Raw genomic sequence first — 16,286 nt, 5'->3', positions numbered from 1 at the left:
TAACAGAAAAAAGGAATTCTTTTTTCTTTTTGTAATAATTAATAACTTATGTCCTTATTCTAGCATAACTTAAAAATTATGAAAACGCTAACATACCATTTTTTAAAAGTTTATATATTTAGAATAGTGTAAATATACGAAACATTGATTCCATTGGGTTATTTGTACCATCTCATTATCTATCACTCTATTTACATTATATCCATTCAAAACGCATAGTAATTATTTATTATTTGACAATAATGTAACAATGCAAAAAAACTAAGTAGTTACGTATACATATACACTTATTACTTTGTACAATACTTTAGAAATATATTCTTTCCATAAAAAAAACAGCTACTAGCATTTAGCCAGCAGCTGGATAGATCATAAATAACTTTGAAAATAGATCTTCTGTCGTCTCGGTAATTTTATCAAACATATCACTTTCACGATCTTCTTGCTCTTTTAACATCTTAATTGTTTCACGTGCGTCTTCAGGATAATCGGTAATGATACCATCCACGTTTAACTTATAATATGCCTTTAAACTTTCCATATCATTTACTGTCCATACGTAAATTGGCTTGTTTAGCTTCCTTGCTTCTTTTACTAATTTCTTATTTAACATGTATTCTTCTGCTACATAAAAATCAGCCTTCACATTCTTTAAGTTAGCTCTACTCGCATACAGTATGTATCCTACTTTTATATTTGGATTTGCACGTTTAAACTCTTTAATAAGCGGATAGTGTAACGTTTGAATGACACATTGCTTCTCAAATTCATTATCTTTAATCGCTTTTAATACTTTGTTTACGAAATCTTTTTCGCCACCATGGAGCTTCACTTCAATATTAAGTTTGATTTTTCCTTTTGCCAGCTTAATGATCTCATCAAGTGTACTTATTTGTCCTGAAAACCCATCTTGACTAAGGGTAAGCTGTCTTAACTCCTCCATCGTTAAATCTGACACGTGAACATTAGCATTCGCAAGACGTTTTAGCTTCAAATCATGTATAACTGCTAGTTCACCGTCTTTTGTTTGCAGTACATCAATTTCAGCGTAGTCTGCTTTGGCATCAATAGCCCCCTGCAGAGCTTCTTTCGTATTCTCTACACCTTTTGAAATATAACCACGATGAGCCATAATAATTGGTTCTTTATATGAATTTGAAATAAACGTTACAATGAAGGCAACGACCATTCCGGCAGTAATAATTCCTACAATATATACACCAATAAATTTCCAACGATGTTTTTGGAAGAAACATTTATCTGCTTTTGTTTTCGAATAATCTAATCCTTCTTCTAATAAAACATCTTCAACCGGAACCTTTTGTAAATACAATCGTGTTATTGCCATAATATAAAATGGCGTCACGATAAAACTAAATAAATACAATGTACTCGTTAAAAATACAGACATTGTTGATTCTGCTAATAATGCAAATGTTCCCTGTGGATTTGTAAATTCATACATGCCCCATAGACACAATAAATACATTCCAAAAAATACCCCGTACACAATCCCTATTGAAATAAAAAATCCTACTAAAAAGAATAGTACTTTAAAAAAACTTTCTTTTACTAACGTTGCACTTTTACGTGCTGCTGTGCGAAACGGCTTTTGCTCTAAAACAACAATAGGTAGAACAAAAATCCAGCGAAGGTTCAAATACGCAACTACAGCAAAGAACGTGTAATAACCAACTTGTCCCATCGTTGTCTTAAACAGTTCTCCTGTAATAAAGTTAGGAATTTGAATTTGCGGAATTAATGCCGTTTCATATCCAAGATTTAAAAGAGGTAACAATACGACAGCATATAAAATAAATCCTGGTAAGCAATATGTGAAAAGAGTAGGTAAATACGTTACGGTTTTATATAAAATCGGACGTAATTTCACCTTTTGTCTTTTATGAGCGAAGTACGAAATGATAATAAGCACCGCAAATTCCGTAAAGATAAGAAACAGTGCTAACAATGATAAAATTACGATTGCCAAAATGCCGTATGGTGTCTTTAAAAACGCTAATAATTCATCATTCGTCGCATTTGCATAACCACCAAAATACAATAACTTATTAAAAATGATCCCAAATAGCGGGACAAATACAATCGCTGCTAATAATTTATAAGCAAGTTGAAAGGTTAATACATTCCAAAAAGCAAATCTAACTGTTTGAAAGGAATGTCCCATTACCCCTGGTATAGATAGTCTTTTACGGTGTTGCATATATTCCTCCACATTCTAAAACGATATTTGAGATGGATTCCATATTTCCATTTCCAACCCATCTTTTTAATAATAATATATTCCACTTAACATGAACACTCTTATACATACAATGAAAAAGTGATGGCTACTTGCCATCACTTTTTCATTTACTCTATTTTTTCTCTAACCCTTGACCAAATGCTTTCAAGAAGCTAAAACCGAATGTAATTGCTCTATTGATATCTGGATCTTTTAACACTTTAAAGAAATCCATCACTTTTGTTTTTTTACCACTATTTAATTCCTCTGTTGCAAATTGTAATCCAGTGACTAAACTAGATGTTATTTGTTTCGTTATTTCTGGGTCCACTGAAGATAATGCCTCTCCTGCCCCCATCATATTGTTTAATGCGTTTTTTACTGGTTCACGATTCAATTGTTCAACAGCTATTTTGGAAACATCTTCTTTTGCAGCAAGTAAACTAATTGCTGCATCTAAAATTCCTGCTTTTTGCAACTGCGCTAATAGCTGCATCGTCTCTTCTACTGCTTCTCTATTCTCAGCTAGATCATTTAACAACTCATCTGTTACTTGCTGTTTTTTTTCTTCTTCTGTTACAATCTTCTTTTTAATTAAAGTAATCTCTTTTGCCATTATCTCCGCCCCCTAATTCTGGTCCACAAGTGATACGTATTGTTTTCTTTGCCACTTTCGCTCGATTTCAACACCATTTTGCGGATGACGTTTTTTATCTCTCGGGTTTGAAGATGGTAACGGACGATTTCCTTTTTCACGTAATACGCGCAGTTTCACCATTGTTTGTTTATAAGCTGGTGTACACGTATAAATGTCTGTTGCTGTTCCTGTTAAAATATTGATTGCCTCTTCATTTACTGTCGCATGCATCGGCAAATACAACTCATTTCCAGTTACACGATCTGTAACAAGCGCTTGTACTTTGATTTTTCCAAATGGTGATGCTAACTCTACAAGACCACCATCTTTCACATTGCGTTCTTTAGCAAGTTCAGGTGAAATTTCAACAAATACTTCAGACACTTTAGATAAAATACCAGCCGACTTATTCGTCATATTCCCTTCATGGAAATGCTCTAGCATACGGCCATTATTTAATAGTAAATCATACTCATCTGGTGCTATAACTGGCGGAACCCATTCATCTAGTGATAAACGTGCTAGTTTGTCTGGGAAGTTAAATCCATCTACATATAATAATGGTGTATCACTACCATCATGGCTACCCCAACATAAACTATTCCAGCCTTCTAGACGGTCGTACGTCGCTTGAGAGTATAACGGTGCAAGCGATGCAATTTCGTCCATAATTTCACTTGGACTTCCATAATTCCAGTCTCCGCCCAGTGCACGAGCTACTTTTTGTAAAATCCACCAATCTGGTTTTGAATCACCAAGCGGTTTCAATACTTCGTATAATCTTTGAATACGGCGCTCTGTATTCGTAAACGTTCCTTCTTTTTCTAAGCTTGGTGCTGCTGGTAAAATAACATCGGCGAAACGAGCTGTTTTCGATAAGAACATATCTTGAACAACAAGGAAGTCTAAATTCGCTAAAATATGTTGTACATGGTTGGCATTTGAATCTACTAAAGCCATTTCTTCTCCCATAACATACATACCACGTAGTTTTCCTTCTTCGGCCGCAAGTAACATTGCGATATTATTTAATCCCGGTTCTTTCGGAATGGTAGTACCGTATGCTTTTTCAAATTTCGCACGATGCACATCATCTGAAACAGCTTGGTAACCCGGAAGCCAGTTCGGTAATGTCGCCATATCACAAGCACCTTGTACGTTATTATGCCCGCGTAACGGATACGCACCGGCACCAGGACGACGGTAGTTACCTGTAACGAGAAGTAAATTTGAAATTGCTGCTGACGTTGTACTTCCTCCTGTATTTTGAGTTACACCCATTCCCCAAAGTACACAAGTACCATCTGCTTCATATACCATACGAGCCATTTCTTTTAACTGAGCTTTAGAAATCCCTGTAATTCCCTCAGTATAATCAAGCGTATATTTTTCTAGCATTTTGCTATATTCATCAAAATTCTTTACATTTTCAGCTATGAACTTTTTATCGTGCCAATCTTGATCAATAATGTATTTCGTTATCCCAGCAAGCCATACATAATCCGTCCCTTGACTCGGGTGAACAAATATATCAGCACGCTCCGCCATTTCATGTTTACGAAGGTCTGCGACAATTAGTTTTTGTTCATGTAATTTATGAGCACGCTTCACTCTAGTTGCAAGTACAGGATGTCCTTCTGTTGGATTTGCCCCAACAATAATAACAAGACCTGCCTCAGCAATATCTTTCACTGTTCCAGCATCTCCGCCCATACCGACAGTTTTAAATAAACCGTCTGTTGCTGGAGATTGGCAATAACGGGAACAGTTATCTACATTATTTGTTCCATATATTTGACGAGCTAGTTTTTGCATAAGATAGTTTTCTTCATTTGTTACTTTCGAAGAAGAAATAAACCCAAACGCATCGCTACCATACTCTGATTTAATATGTTGCATATTAGATGCAACAACTTCAAGAGCCTCTTCCCATGAAGCCTCAACAAACATATCCCCTTGGCGAATTAACGGCTTTGTAATACGCTCTTCACTGTTCACAAAGTCCCATCCGAATTTTCCTTTTACACATGTGGAAATACCATTAACCGGTGCATCTGAAACAGGTTGCACTTTTAAAATTTGACGATCTTTCGTCCATACTTCAAATGAACAACCTACACCACAAAATGTACAAACTGTTTTTGTCTTATTAATTTTCGTCTTACGCATCGCGGACTCTACTTCTGAAACTGCTAAAATACTGCTATATCCAGGCTCTACATCTTTTACAAAATCAATCATTGGATTTAGCACATCTGGTTTTAAACCAGTCATAAATCCAGCTTCTCCTAGCATCGTTTTTTCCATTAATGCATTACAAGGACAAACTGTTACACATTGCCCACAGCTAACACAAGACGAGTCATTTATACTCACACCATTGTCCCAAATAACACGTGGACGGTCTAAACTCCAATCAATCGATAAAGTTTCATTTACTTGTAAATTTTGGCATACTTCTACACACTGCCCACAAGCAATACATTGATTTGGATCGTATCGATAGAATGGATGCGACGTATCCACTTCGCATGCACTTACTTTCGGTTCATATGGATATTTCTGTTCTTCAATCTCCATCATATGTACTGTATTATGGACTTTACAGTTACCATTATTGTTATCACATACTGTACAATACAATAAATGATTCTCTAATATTCGATCCATCGCTTCAGTTTGTGCTTCCTTTGCACGTTCCGATTGCCTCTCAATATGCATGCCATCTTCCAACTTCGTCGAACAGGCACGTAGTAAACTTCCATTCACTTCTACAATACATGTATCACAAGTTTGAATAGGATCTACCTCTGGTACATGACAAATTTGAGGATGTTCTAAATTACTTTCGTTAAACAATTGGAGTATCGTCTTTTCACCTGATACGAAAAATTCTTTACCATCAACGGTTACACGGACTGTCTGTTCTGTCATAGTTTCCCCTCTCCTTACAACTAACTGTACAACACAATTATGAATCCGTTTTCATAATTGTGTTGTACATATTTTTGAAGCGCCCTGTTGAAATACTTTCCTTTGGAAGTCGATTCTAGATGTTATAAGGTATAACTACGAAAGCTTGAAAATGTCGCTATTCTACAAATCTATTATATCGTACATATACAATAATAACCAAAATAATCTGCCATCTTCTTGTTAGTAGGTGCTTTTGTTTTTTCGATGTTTTATGATAAATATGGGGAAAAATACATATAAAGGGGAATTTAATATGGGGCCTATTCAAGAAACATATACAATTGTACGTTATCAATCTGGTACATTTTCAAAACAAACCGATGAGGTTGTTACGGAATCTCCCATTACAATTAAATTAAATAGCGAAGAATACGTAACAGTTGTATGCACTCCTAATTACATTGAAGATATGGTAACCGGTTTTTTAATTTCTGAAGGAATTATTTCTTCTTATAAAGATATTGAAGAATTATGGATCCAAAAAGAAAACGGAATTGTCCATGTAAAATCATCAAAAATTAATCCGCTCTATCAAACTTTATATAATAAAAGGTACGTAACTTCTTGTTGCGGGAAAAGTAGACAAGGTTTTGTTTTCGTCAACGATGCAGCAAAAGCAAAAAAGTTACATGATATACATATAACTATTACTCCGGAAGAATGTTTTCACCTAATGACTTCCTTACAACAATCTTCAACTACATTTCGCCAAACGGGTGGTGTGCATAATACCGCTTTATGTGATCGAAATAACATTCTTTTATCAAGAATGGATATCGGAAGACATAATGCGCTAGATAAAATATACGGTCATTGTTTACGAAACAATATCTCTGTTCAAGGGAAAATCATTGCGTTTAGCGGACGCATCTCATCTGAAATTTTGTTAAAGGTTTCAAAAATAGGTTGCGAAATTGTTCTATCTAAATCAGCTCCAACTAAACTAGCTCTGCAACTCGCCCACGATTTAGGTATTACCGTAGTAGGATTTATTCGAAATGGATCTTGCAATATTTATACACATCCGGAACGAATCGATGGCTACAAAATAAACGATTGAATACGTAAAAGAAAGTGAAAATTTAATCAGTGGAGGGTTTTTCCCTCCTCACTGATTATTAGCCCAACCAATCGGGCTTTTACGGGCAATCTGACTCCCACGAATAGTTGGATAAAAATGACTCCTTTACAAAGCGGAAATTTTAGTTATAAAAATGTAACATATTAAAACCTTGAATAGTTAATAAAGTTAATATATAATTTCATTACATAAAGTGAAATTATAATCAGTGGGGGGGGGTTCATCCCCCACTGATTATTAGCCTTCACCAATCGGGCTTTTACGGGCAGCCCGACTCCCACCTAACTTCTTTGCTCCAGCCGAATTTTGAGGTAGGAGTTTTACTGCCCACAAATAGCGGGATAAATAAAATGAAAACATAGTAGCATAATCTTTTCATTCTTTTACAAATTAAGAAAGAATAGTCACAGAATACATTTAACTAAACTTAATCTTACAAAGTTAATGAATTAAATTTGAATCAATCTAGGAGGTTACAACTATGGAAATTCGCTTATTAACAACAGAGGACGCAGAAATTTATTTGAAAGTTTGTATGGAAGGTTTAACGAAAAACCCTGAGGCTTTTAGCTCTTCTTATGAAGATGTTCTTAAACATGAAAACCCTGTCGCTGCTATGGCAAAGCGATTAAGCAATCCGGATAAGTATACTCTAGGTGTCTTCAAAGATAATGATTTAGTCGGTATTGCTACTCTAGAAACAAAGCCATTTATTAAGCAAGAGCATAAGGCAAAAATCGGCTCCGTTTTTGTTTCTCCAAAAGCGCGTGGTCTCGGTGCAGGACGAGCTTTAATTAAAGCGATTATTGAAAATGCCGATAAATTACATGTAGAACAGCTCATGCTTGATGTTGTTGCTGATAACACTGCTGCAAAAAAATTATATGAGTCCCTCGGCTTCCAAACTTACGGCGTGCAAGAACGGTCCTTAAAACATAATGGCCAATATTGGGACGAAGAGCATATGGTTTTATTCTTAAATAATTAACATTTAAATATAATTTTTCAAAAGCATCTTCTTATTAATTAAGATGCTTTTTTCATTACAACAATGTAATCTTCATGTCACCTTTATCGATCGTTCCAATCCTTTCCATTCGTTATACTAAAAATATAAAGTGAAACTTTACTCAGCGAGGAGGATCCATCTCCCGCTAATTATTAAGTAAACGTATAGCAAGCAATTGATATGTAGAGGAGAATGTAACATGAAACAAAACAAACAAGCTATCTTTTTAATATTTGCTACAGCAATTGTAACTTCTGGATTAGCAATTTTACCTTGGTTTATTATATAGAATACATAAAAAAAGCTTATTGCTTCTTAAGAAGCAATAAGCTTTTTTTCTATTATAAAATCCCGAAAAATTTATTTACACAACTTATCATAATAAGCATAGATACCGCAACACACATTACAACCGCATTACGATCTTGCTTTTCTTTTTGTAAATGCTCTACTTTTTTACTCATGTGTACAATCCCCTTTTAAAAAAAGTGTGAGATAGGAAATTTTTCTTATCCGATGCGAGGTGAATACGAAAACCCTCTCTATCTCACATACACAATAGAATGGAATTGTCATTTTATAAATAAAATGACATGACGTTATGTCGCAACATAGGGTATTTGTGTCGCTACGTTTTCCATTATAAAAAATAGTTGTGCAAAACTAGTGCATTTTTTATGTCAATTGCCCTGATTGAAAAAATCAGCCATCCATTCAATCACATAAAAAGAGTTTTTTATTATTTTCATGTAAACTATACAAGTAGAATGAATAGTTTGGGGTGCACAAGATTATGGTGAAAATTTTATTAGTAGACGATGAAGAACGTATGTTACGATTGTTAGATCTGTTCTTAAGCCCTCGTGGCTATTTTTGTATGAAAGCTACTTCTGGCCTTGAAGCGCTAGAATTAATCGAACAAAAGGACTTCGATATTATTTTATTAGATGTTATGATGCCGAATATGGATGGGTGGGATACTTGCTATCAAATCCGTCAAATTTCCAACGTTCCAATTATTATGCTAACAGCTCGCAACCAAAATTATGATATGGTCAAAGGTCTGACTATGGGAGCAGATGACTACATTACAAAACCATTCGATGAGCATGTATTAGTCGCGCGAATCGAGGCTATATTACGCCGTACGAAGAAAGATGGCTTTGTTAGCTTCAATGGTATTGAGTGGGATAAAACGAAACATACTGTTACAGTTTATGGTGAAAGAATCTCACTAACTCCTATTGAATTCTCGTTACTTGGACTCTTTTTACAAAATACAAACCGTGCCTACAGCCGAGACGATTTAATCGAAAAGATTTGGGGCTATCAAACAGACATCGAATACAGAACTATCGATTCACATATTCGTAATATACGGGATAAGTTACGCAAAAAAGGATTTCCAGTTGAAGATTACTTAGAAACAGTCTATAAAGTAGGATATAAATGGAAAAGTGAATAATTAATTTGGTCAGTGGACAATAGTTGACCACTGGCCCTTTATATGAAATAAGGTATGGTGAGAAAATGAGCAAACTTTCCCTTAAAGTTGGGACATACTTTTTAATATTAGCTTTATGTATTGAGACAATCGCTTTCGTATCTTTTTATAAGAACCTTTCAAACATACGCATTGAAGAGGAAACTCTTGCTCTTTTAGAGAAAGGAAATCGCTATAGTAAAATGATTAAAAACCGCGCGAAGTGGGGTGCATATTCTAAAGAAAGGCAACTCACAGAAAGCGCTGAACACAGTAAACGACCTAAACGTGCTGTGTACCCCGAGTTTGATATCAACACTGAGGCTGAACACTTAGTTGAATCAGAATTAATTGCTAACTCTGATATAGCTATCATTATAACAGACAATAACGGCAAAATTATTTCTACCTCAGAACCCGTAACGAAAGAAATGCAAAAACAACTTACTTGTAAAACTGAGACTATCCCAGAAGGTGGATTAATCGTTGAAAAAAACTGGAAAAAATCAAAATTCATCTCAACAGTAAGCCCGCTGGAAATTCAAGGATTTCAAGGTAAGTTATATATGTTATTAAAGACATCTTTCTTAGAAAATATGTTACTTAAACTCATGAATCAATTTCTTATCATTAGTGTTTTGACAATTATTTTAACTACTATTTCTGTCTTTGTTTTTTCTCGTGTTATTACAGAACCGCTTATAAAAATGAAGCGGGCGACAGAAAAAATGTCAAAATTAAATAAGCCGATTCAATTAGGAATTAAACGAAATGATGAACTTGGAAGCTTAGCAAAAACGATTGAAGATTTATCTAGTGAACTTACGTATATGAAAAAAGAACGAAACGAATTTCTCGCTAGTGTAGCGCATGAATTACTAACTCCATTAACCTATATGAAAGGTTATGCAAAGGTAGCAAAAAGAGATTCTCTAACGAAAGAAGAACGTGAAGAATACTTACAAATCATTGAAGACGAAACGGATAGTGTAACCGATCTCGTACAAGATTTATTTATGCTTGTACAATTAGAGCAACACCAGTTTGTTATAAAAAAACAAAAAGTAATTCTTAAACCATTTTTAGAACGAATGGTTGAAAAAACAAAAACAACATTAACAAACAAACAAATGCAACTCCATGTACATTGCAAAGATGATTTAGAAGTTTGCATAGACGAAAGACGTATGGAACAAGTTATGTTAAATTTATTACACAATGCTTATCAACATTCACCAGAAAACACTTCTATAATAATACGTGTACTAACCAGTGCGAATACTTTTACAATAAGTGTACAAGATGAAGGTGAAGGTATTCCAAAAGAAGATATCCCACATGTTTTTGATCGCTTTTACCGTGTCGATAAATCCAGAACACGAGCTACAGGTGGAAAAGGTATCGGACTGGCTGTTGCAAAAGAAATTGTAGAACTTCATAATGGTTCTATTGAAGTTAAAAGCGAATTAGAAGTCGGAACAGAATTTATAATTGAATTACCATTTGTATAATATATGCGTGAAATCACCAGTAGTAGTCAACACTACTGGTGCTATTTTATTTATAAAACCAACTATTATAAGCTAAGCTTTTGAAATTATTCTTATTTCAATATAAAATATAGGTACAACTGTCAAAGATTTGGAGGGTGATATAATTGGATATCCATGTATTAACAAAAGACGAAGCAGAAATTTACTTAGAACTTCGAGTAGAAGGGTTAAAACAAAACCCGGAAGCTTTCAGCTCTTCTTATGAAGATATTATTAATAAAGAGTGTGCTATTGAATATAAAGCCCAAAAATTAGCACAAGATGAGAACTATACACTAGGTGCATTTAAAGATGGAGAATTAATCGGAGTTGCAACACTGGAAACGAAACCATATGTAAAACAAGAACATAAAGCGAAAATTGGTTCAGTATACGTGTCTCCAAAAGCACGCGGACTTGGAGCGGGAAAAGCACTTATTAAAGAATGTCTTGAGCTTGCTAAATCTTTAGAAGTAGAGCAAGTTATGCTTGATGTTGTTGTTGGCAACGATGGTGCAAAAAAACTTTACGAGTCATTAGGGTTTAAAACATTTGGTGTGCAAGAACGTTCATTAAAATATAACGGACAATATTGGGATGAAGAGCATATGGTTCTTTTCCTAGATGAAGAAAAATAATAAAAAACATCCTCGCATTTATGAGGATGTTTTTTACTTTTTTATAAACCATGCCTTATTTAATAATTGAATCGCTTTCGCAATTTCTTCTTCTGATAAAATCGCAAATCCAAGTAGCACTATATTTTCAGGTGCAGTACCGTCTTTATAGTACGTAGACACAGGGTATATTTTGATACTATGTTTCGCAGCTTCTTTAATTAATTCTTCTTCCCGCATTCCATTATGCACCTTTAATAAAATGTGCAATCCTGAATCTTCTCCTATCACTTCAACACGATTTGAGAAGTACTTTTCTAGTTCAAAAACAAGTCGATCTCTCTTCTTTCGATAGACGACACGCATTTTATGAATATGTTTTTCCCAATACCCTTCACTTAAAAACCTTCTAATCACTTCTTGATCCATTCTTGAAACACTTTGTGTATAAAATAAATATTGTTGTTGATACTTTTTAATCAATTTCTTTGGTAACACCATATAGCTCATCCGTAATGATGGCAACAATGCTTTAGATAGCGTCCCCATATAAATTACTTTCCCGTCTGTATCTAACCCTTGCAGTGCCGGTATAGGTTTTCCCGAATAACGAAATTCACTATCGTAATCATCTTCAATAATATACCTACCTTCTTCTTTCTTCGCCCATTGTAAAAGCTGCATCCTTCTCGTGATAGGCATAATCATTCCGTACGGAAACTGATGGGAAGGAGTAACAAATACAACGTTCGCATCACTATTCTCTAAATCTACAATACAAATTCCATCTCTATCCAAAGATAACATTTGAACTCTTTTTTCTCCCTGTTCAAAAACAACCATTTTTCTATGATATCCTGGATTTTCAACTGCATAATTACTTCCCTTTAATAATTGAAACAGTAGTTTCACTAATATTTGTGTTCCCGCTCCTAATACGATTTGACTAGCTGCACAACGCACACCTCTAGATTCATACAAATAGTTCGCAATTTCTTCTCTTAAGCTCCATTCTCCTTGTGGGTGACCAAGAAAGAGCAACTCATTATTATGAGGCTGCCATACGTCATTTATAATTTTCCGATACATATTGAACGGAAAAGCATTTGTATCGACTCCTGTTTGTGTGAAATCAAATTTATAATCCCTCTCCTGAAAGGATACTTCTTCTATTCTCTCTTCGTTTTCTTCTACATGAACCATTTGCTCAACCTTACATACAAAATAACCTTTTCTCGAAATTGACTCAATATAACCTTCTGCAAGTAATTGCTCGTAAGCCGCCTCTACTGTATTTTTACTTACTTGTAAATGTGTTGCTAACTTTCGCTTAGCCGGTAATTTCGTAAAAGATAGAATCGTTCCATCTTTAATTTCTTTTTTTATATACTCATACAACTGCACATACAATGCCTTCTTACTATTCATATTTAAATTAGGCGTTAATTCTAACATAATATCTGACCCCTTAATAAAACTAAAATCTGATACTTTTTACAGTACCAGATTTTATATATAATTCCTTTTATCATGTCACACATAAAAAATCAAATACTAAAGAGGAGATGCATGATCATGAACAAAAGTAGACGTATCGGACTCATTATGATTATTACAGGAGCCACATTATGGGGATTATCTGGACCGATGATTCAATGGCTATTTCAACATACGAACGTATCATCAATTGATTTTTTAACAATTCGCTTGTTGCTTGCAGGAGTATTTATTTTGTCTTTCTTACTAATAAAGAAACAAAACATATTTCAAATTTGGAAACACCCTAGACATTCTATACAGCTTATTATTTTCTCTATTCTTGGCATGCTCGGTGCGCAATACGCCTTTATCGAAACAGTTCATATTAGTAATGCCGTAACGGCAACACTATTTCAATTTCTAGGTCCTGTTCTTATTACAATTTACGTTGCGTTTGAGCAAAAGAAATTCCCTGCTTCTATGCAAATACTCGCAATTATAACTGCTCTAACAGGGACATACTTTATTATTACAAACGGTTCAATTGAAAATATTGTTTTATCTAAAGCAGCTATTACTTTCGGCCTATTAACAGCGATTGGTTTTGCGTTTTATACCCTTCATCCGGCTTCCCTTATTAAAGAATGCGGAACAACTATAGTAATTGGCTGGGGGATGTTAATTGGAGGGATTGCACTGCTTATTTGTAATCGTTCTTTTGGGTGGAGTCAGATTTCGCAAACTTTCACACTTCAAACTTTTTCTATGCTTATTCTTATCATTATAAGTGGCACTCTTTCTTTCCTTCTTTATATCGGGAGTCTTAAATATTTAGCAGCAACAGAAACAAGTATTTTATCTAGCATTGAACCACTTGTAGCTGCCATCGTTTCAATCGCTTGGCTTAATGAATCTTTTGGAGCATATCAATTATTAGGCGGAGTATGTATCGTCCTTTCTGTTATTTTCTTAACAATGCCTCAAAAAGAGAGAGAACCAACCTTTTCAACTGAACAAATATAAAGTGAAACTTTAATCAGTGGGGGGTTCCATCCCCCACTGATTATTAGCCCTCACCAATTGGGATAGAAAATGTCAAAAGAGGTCGTACAAAACTTACGACCTCTTTTTATGATTTAAAGGAATTGTCTCGTCTTCTAGCAAATACAATTACACTAACAATAAAAATTAGGAGTGTGGCACCATGAAAAAAATCGGAACTATGCTACTTTTCTCCTTCCTCATTACTGGCTGCGCGCAATCGCAACCCGATTCAAATGTACCTAAAAAAGAAGTAATAGAAACGTCATCCTCTCAAATTAACGCACCTTCCTTTTTTCACCTTAGTGTCTTAAAAGATGTAAATTGGGAAGAAGCACCATCATTCGTAGAAGGAAAAATACCGTTAAAAGGCATTGAAAGAAAAATTGCAATGGCTGATAGCTCTATTATCGCAAATGAGCAAAATGAAATAATGTGGTTCTTCCTGGATCCTGAAATGCCAACTGGAAAACTATCTATTATCGCGTTAAAACAAGGAACTACAACTCCAACACCAGTACTCTTTCAAAAAGAAACCTCCAAACAAACTTGGACTACTTCAAATACAGTCGATACAACCGTAAAGGAACTCCCTCTCGTAATGTCACTACCTTCATCTGGATTATGGGTATTAAACATATATGTGAATGAAAGATATTATGATCAATTTGTAATCAATGCCGAATAAAGTGACAAAACTGAAACACTTCCTTACAACAATGTAATTTCTACGTCACGTACTTCGATAGGTGGATTATCTCTCTTCTCTTATACTTAAAGTAAGAAATGACGCGAGGAGAGATGAGAGATGAAAAAAATGATAGAAGTGATCGTAGCAGTAACTGAGGTTTTAATAAATGGTAAACAAGTTGCAATGGAGTTAAATAAATAATGAACGGGGCTTGAATAAATTTACACTTCTTCATTATTTTGATTTCTTATCTCAAAAAAAGCAGTGCCTTTTTAAGGCGCTGCTTTTGACTATTTATAACTTGGCATTTTCGTAATCTGTGCCACACCTGAATCAATGGCTGCTTTCGCTACTACTTCTGCAACACTTGGAACAACTCTTTTATCTAATGGATTGGGAATTACATAATTCGCATTACGCTCTTCGTCCGTAATTATGTTAGCGATCCCATATGCTGCTGCTAATTTCATCTCTTCTGTAATATCAGTCGCGCGTACGTCTAATGCACCACGGAATATACCAGGGAACGCTAATACATTATTTACTTGATTTGAATAATCAGAACGACCAGTTCCAACTACAGCAGCTCCAGCTGCTAATGCGTCCTCTGGGAATATTTCTGGGATTGGATTCGCCATTGCAAACACAATTTGTTTCTCGTTCATCGTCTGTATAAGTTCTTTCGTTAATACGTTTGGAGCAGATACACCGATGAAAATATCAGCTTGATGAATCGCTTCCTTTAATGTTCCACGTACATATTCTCGATTGGTCTTCTTTGAAACTTCGATTTGCGCTTCGTTCATCCATGTTTCACCTTCACAAACAATACCTTCTAAACTAACTAACGTAATGTATTTTGCGCCAGCTTTTAATAATAATTTTCCAATTGCAATTCCTGCCGAACCCGCACCGTTAATAACAATTTTCACATCGTCCATTTGTTTACTTACAACTTTTAATGCATTAATAACAGCTGCTAAAACAACAATAGCCGTCCCATGCTGATCATCATGAAATACAGGAATATTCGTTTCTTCTTTTAATCGTCTTTCAATTTCAAAGCAACGTGGTGCTGCAATATCCTCTAAATTAATTCCTGCAAATGTAGGCTCTAAATTTTTAACAAGGGTAACGATTTCATCCACATCAGTCGTCCCTAAACATAACGGGAAAGCATCTACATTCGCAAATGTCTTAAATAAAATACTTTTCCCTTCCATAACAGGCATAGCCGCTTTCGGTCCAATATTCCCTAAACCAAGTACTGCAGTTCCATCTGAAACAACTGCAACCATATTACCACGTGCTGTATAGTCATAAGCTGTTTCCTCATCTGCCGCAATTGCTTTACAAGACTCTGCTACCCCCGGTGTATAAGTCAAACTTAAATCGTCCGCTGTATTCACTTCTACTTTACTTGTAATTTCAATTTTTCCTACTAATTCTTTATGCAATAACAATGATCTTTCATTAATTTGTTTTTCTAACATACTTA

13 protein-coding genes are annotated in these 16,286 nt (G+C 34.9%); 7 read left to right on the top strand and 6 right to left on the bottom strand.

Annotated elements, in window-relative coordinates:
• Nucleotides 1-349: 349 nt before the first annotated feature.
• The 3 genes from MKX37_RS02975 to fdhF all read right to left on the bottom strand — a co-directional run bounded on the left by MKX37_RS02975 (nt 350) and on the right by fdhF (nt 5,813).
• Complete coding sequence (locus MKX37_RS02975; protein WP_002169187.1) at nt 350-2,221, bottom strand: glycerophosphoryl diester phosphodiesterase membrane domain-containing protein; 1,872 nt, start codon at nt 2,219-2,221, stop codon at nt 350-352.
• Between the two features lie 154 nt (nt 2,222-2,375).
• A complete protein-coding gene (locus MKX37_RS02970) occupies nt 2,376-2,858 on the bottom strand; it encodes a DUF1641 domain-containing protein (RefSeq protein WP_002140332.1) in 483 nt (160 codons plus the stop codon).
• A gap of 12 nt (nt 2,859-2,870) precedes the next feature.
• A complete protein-coding gene (gene fdhF, locus MKX37_RS02965) occupies nt 2,871-5,813 on the bottom strand; it encodes a formate dehydrogenase subunit alpha (RefSeq protein ID WP_002010447.1) in 2,943 nt (980 codons plus the stop codon).
• Between the two features lie 295 nt (nt 5,814-6,108).
• Here fdhF and fdhD point away from each other — a divergent pair, with 295 nt between their 5' ends.
• Complete coding sequence (gene fdhD, locus MKX37_RS02960) at nt 6,109-6,915, top strand: formate dehydrogenase accessory sulfurtransferase FdhD (protein WP_002125147.1); 807 nt, start codon at nt 6,109-6,111, stop codon at nt 6,913-6,915.
• A 502-nt stretch (nt 6,916-7,417) separates the two neighbouring features.
• Nucleotides 7,418-7,924, top strand: coding sequence for a GNAT family N-acetyltransferase (locus tag MKX37_RS02955; protein WP_000405886.1), 507 nt, complete (start codon nt 7,418-7,420; stop codon nt 7,922-7,924).
• Between the two features lie 362 nt (nt 7,925-8,286).
• Here MKX37_RS02955 and MKX37_RS02950 read toward each other — a convergent pair whose 3' ends face one another.
• The gene (locus tag MKX37_RS02950) at nt 8,287-8,409 is read right to left on the bottom strand and encodes a hypothetical protein (RefSeq protein ID WP_002125145.1); all 123 of its coding nucleotides are present in this window, start codon (nt 8,407-8,409) and stop codon (nt 8,287-8,289) included.
• Nucleotides 8,410-8,738: 329 nt separating this feature from the next.
• Between MKX37_RS02950 and MKX37_RS02945 the strand changes: the two genes are divergently transcribed.
• The 3 genes from MKX37_RS02945 to MKX37_RS02935 all read left to right on the top strand — a co-directional run bounded on the left by MKX37_RS02945 (nt 8,739) and on the right by MKX37_RS02935 (nt 11,598).
• On the top strand, nt 8,739-9,410 hold the full coding sequence (locus MKX37_RS02945) for a response regulator transcription factor (protein WP_016126538.1): 672 nt from the start codon (nt 8,739-8,741) through the stop codon (nt 9,408-9,410).
• 65 nt (nt 9,411-9,475) lie between these two features.
• A complete protein-coding gene (locus tag MKX37_RS02940) occupies nt 9,476-10,939 on the top strand; it encodes a sensor histidine kinase (RefSeq protein WP_002188251.1) in 1,464 nt (487 codons plus the stop codon).
• Nucleotides 10,940-11,085: 146 nt separating this feature from the next.
• Nucleotides 11,086-11,598 carry a GNAT family N-acetyltransferase gene (locus MKX37_RS02935; protein ID WP_000351210.1) on the top strand — a complete coding sequence of 171 codons (513 nt, stop codon included), beginning with the start codon at nt 11,086-11,088 and terminating at the stop codon, nt 11,596-11,598.
• Between the two features lie 33 nt (nt 11,599-11,631).
• On the opposite strand, the gene pdxR is transcribed toward MKX37_RS02935, so the two are convergent.
• Nucleotides 11,632-13,032, bottom strand: a complete 1,401-nt coding sequence (pdxR, locus tag MKX37_RS02930; RefSeq protein WP_002169190.1) for a MocR-like pyridoxine biosynthesis transcription factor PdxR — start codon at nt 13,030-13,032, stop codon at nt 11,632-11,634.
• A gap of 120 nt (nt 13,033-13,152) precedes the next feature.
• Between pdxR and MKX37_RS02925 the strand changes: the two genes are divergently transcribed.
• Nucleotides 13,153-14,079, top strand: coding sequence for a DMT family transporter (locus tag MKX37_RS02925; protein ID WP_002125137.1), 927 nt, complete (start codon nt 13,153-13,155; stop codon nt 14,077-14,079).
• A 181-nt stretch (nt 14,080-14,260) separates the two neighbouring features.
• A complete protein-coding gene (locus MKX37_RS02920; protein ID WP_002010428.1) occupies nt 14,261-14,785 on the top strand; it encodes a DUF4871 domain-containing protein in 525 nt (174 codons plus the stop codon).
• A 293-nt stretch (nt 14,786-15,078) separates the two neighbouring features.
• On the opposite strand, the gene MKX37_RS02915 is transcribed toward MKX37_RS02920, so the two are convergent.
• Nucleotides 15,079-16,281, bottom strand: a complete 1,203-nt coding sequence (locus MKX37_RS02915; protein WP_002125135.1) for an NAD(P)-dependent malic enzyme — start codon at nt 16,279-16,281, stop codon at nt 15,079-15,081.
• Between the last annotated feature and the right edge of the window lie 5 nt (nt 16,282-16,286).

It is taken from the genome of Bacillus sp. FSL R5-0709 (assembly GCF_038004785.1).
GTDB classification, from domain to species: domain Bacteria; phylum Bacillota; class Bacilli; order Bacillales; family Bacillaceae_G; genus Bacillus_A; species Bacillus_A mycoides.
This window is presented reverse-complemented; position numbering and strand designations above follow the sequence as displayed.

Bases quoted from the DNA above. Each gene is read 5' to 3' on its own strand.
- MKX37_RS02955 (WP_000405886.1), top strand. From the start codon at position 7,418: ATGGAAATTCGCTTATTAACAACAGAGGACGCAGAAATTTATTTGAAA.
- MKX37_RS02940 (WP_002188251.1), top strand. From the start codon at position 9,476: ATGAGCAAACTTTCCCTTAAAGTTGGGACATACTTTTTAATATTAGCT.
- MKX37_RS02945 (WP_016126538.1), top strand. From the start codon at position 8,739: ATGGTGAAAATTTTATTAGTAGACGATGAAGAACGTATGTTACGATTG.
- MKX37_RS02925 (WP_002125137.1), top strand. From the start codon at position 13,153: ATGAACAAAAGTAGACGTATCGGACTCATTATGATTATTACAGGAGCC.
- MKX37_RS02975 (WP_002169187.1), bottom strand. From the start codon at position 2,221: ATGCAACACCGTAAAAGACTATCTATACCAGGGGTAATGGGACATTCC.
- fdhD (WP_002125147.1), top strand. From the start codon at position 6,109: ATGGGGCCTATTCAAGAAACATATACAATTGTACGTTATCAATCTGGT.
- MKX37_RS02950 (WP_002125145.1), bottom strand. From the start codon at position 8,409: ATGAGTAAAAAAGTAGAGCATTTACAAAAAGAAAAGCAAGATCGTAAT.
- MKX37_RS02920 (WP_002010428.1), top strand. From the start codon at position 14,261: ATGAAAAAAATCGGAACTATGCTACTTTTCTCCTTCCTCATTACTGGC.
- fdhF (WP_002010447.1), bottom strand. From the start codon at position 5,813: ATGACAGAACAGACAGTCCGTGTAACCGTTGATGGTAAAGAATTTTTC.
- pdxR (WP_002169190.1), bottom strand. From the start codon at position 13,032: ATGTTAGAATTAACGCCTAATTTAAATATGAATAGTAAGAAGGCATTG.
- MKX37_RS02915 (WP_002125135.1), bottom strand. From the start codon at position 16,281: ATGTTAGAAAAACAAATTAATGAAAGATCATTGTTATTGCATAAAGAA.
- MKX37_RS02970 (WP_002140332.1), bottom strand. From the start codon at position 2,858: ATGGCAAAAGAGATTACTTTAATTAAAAAGAAGATTGTAACAGAAGAA.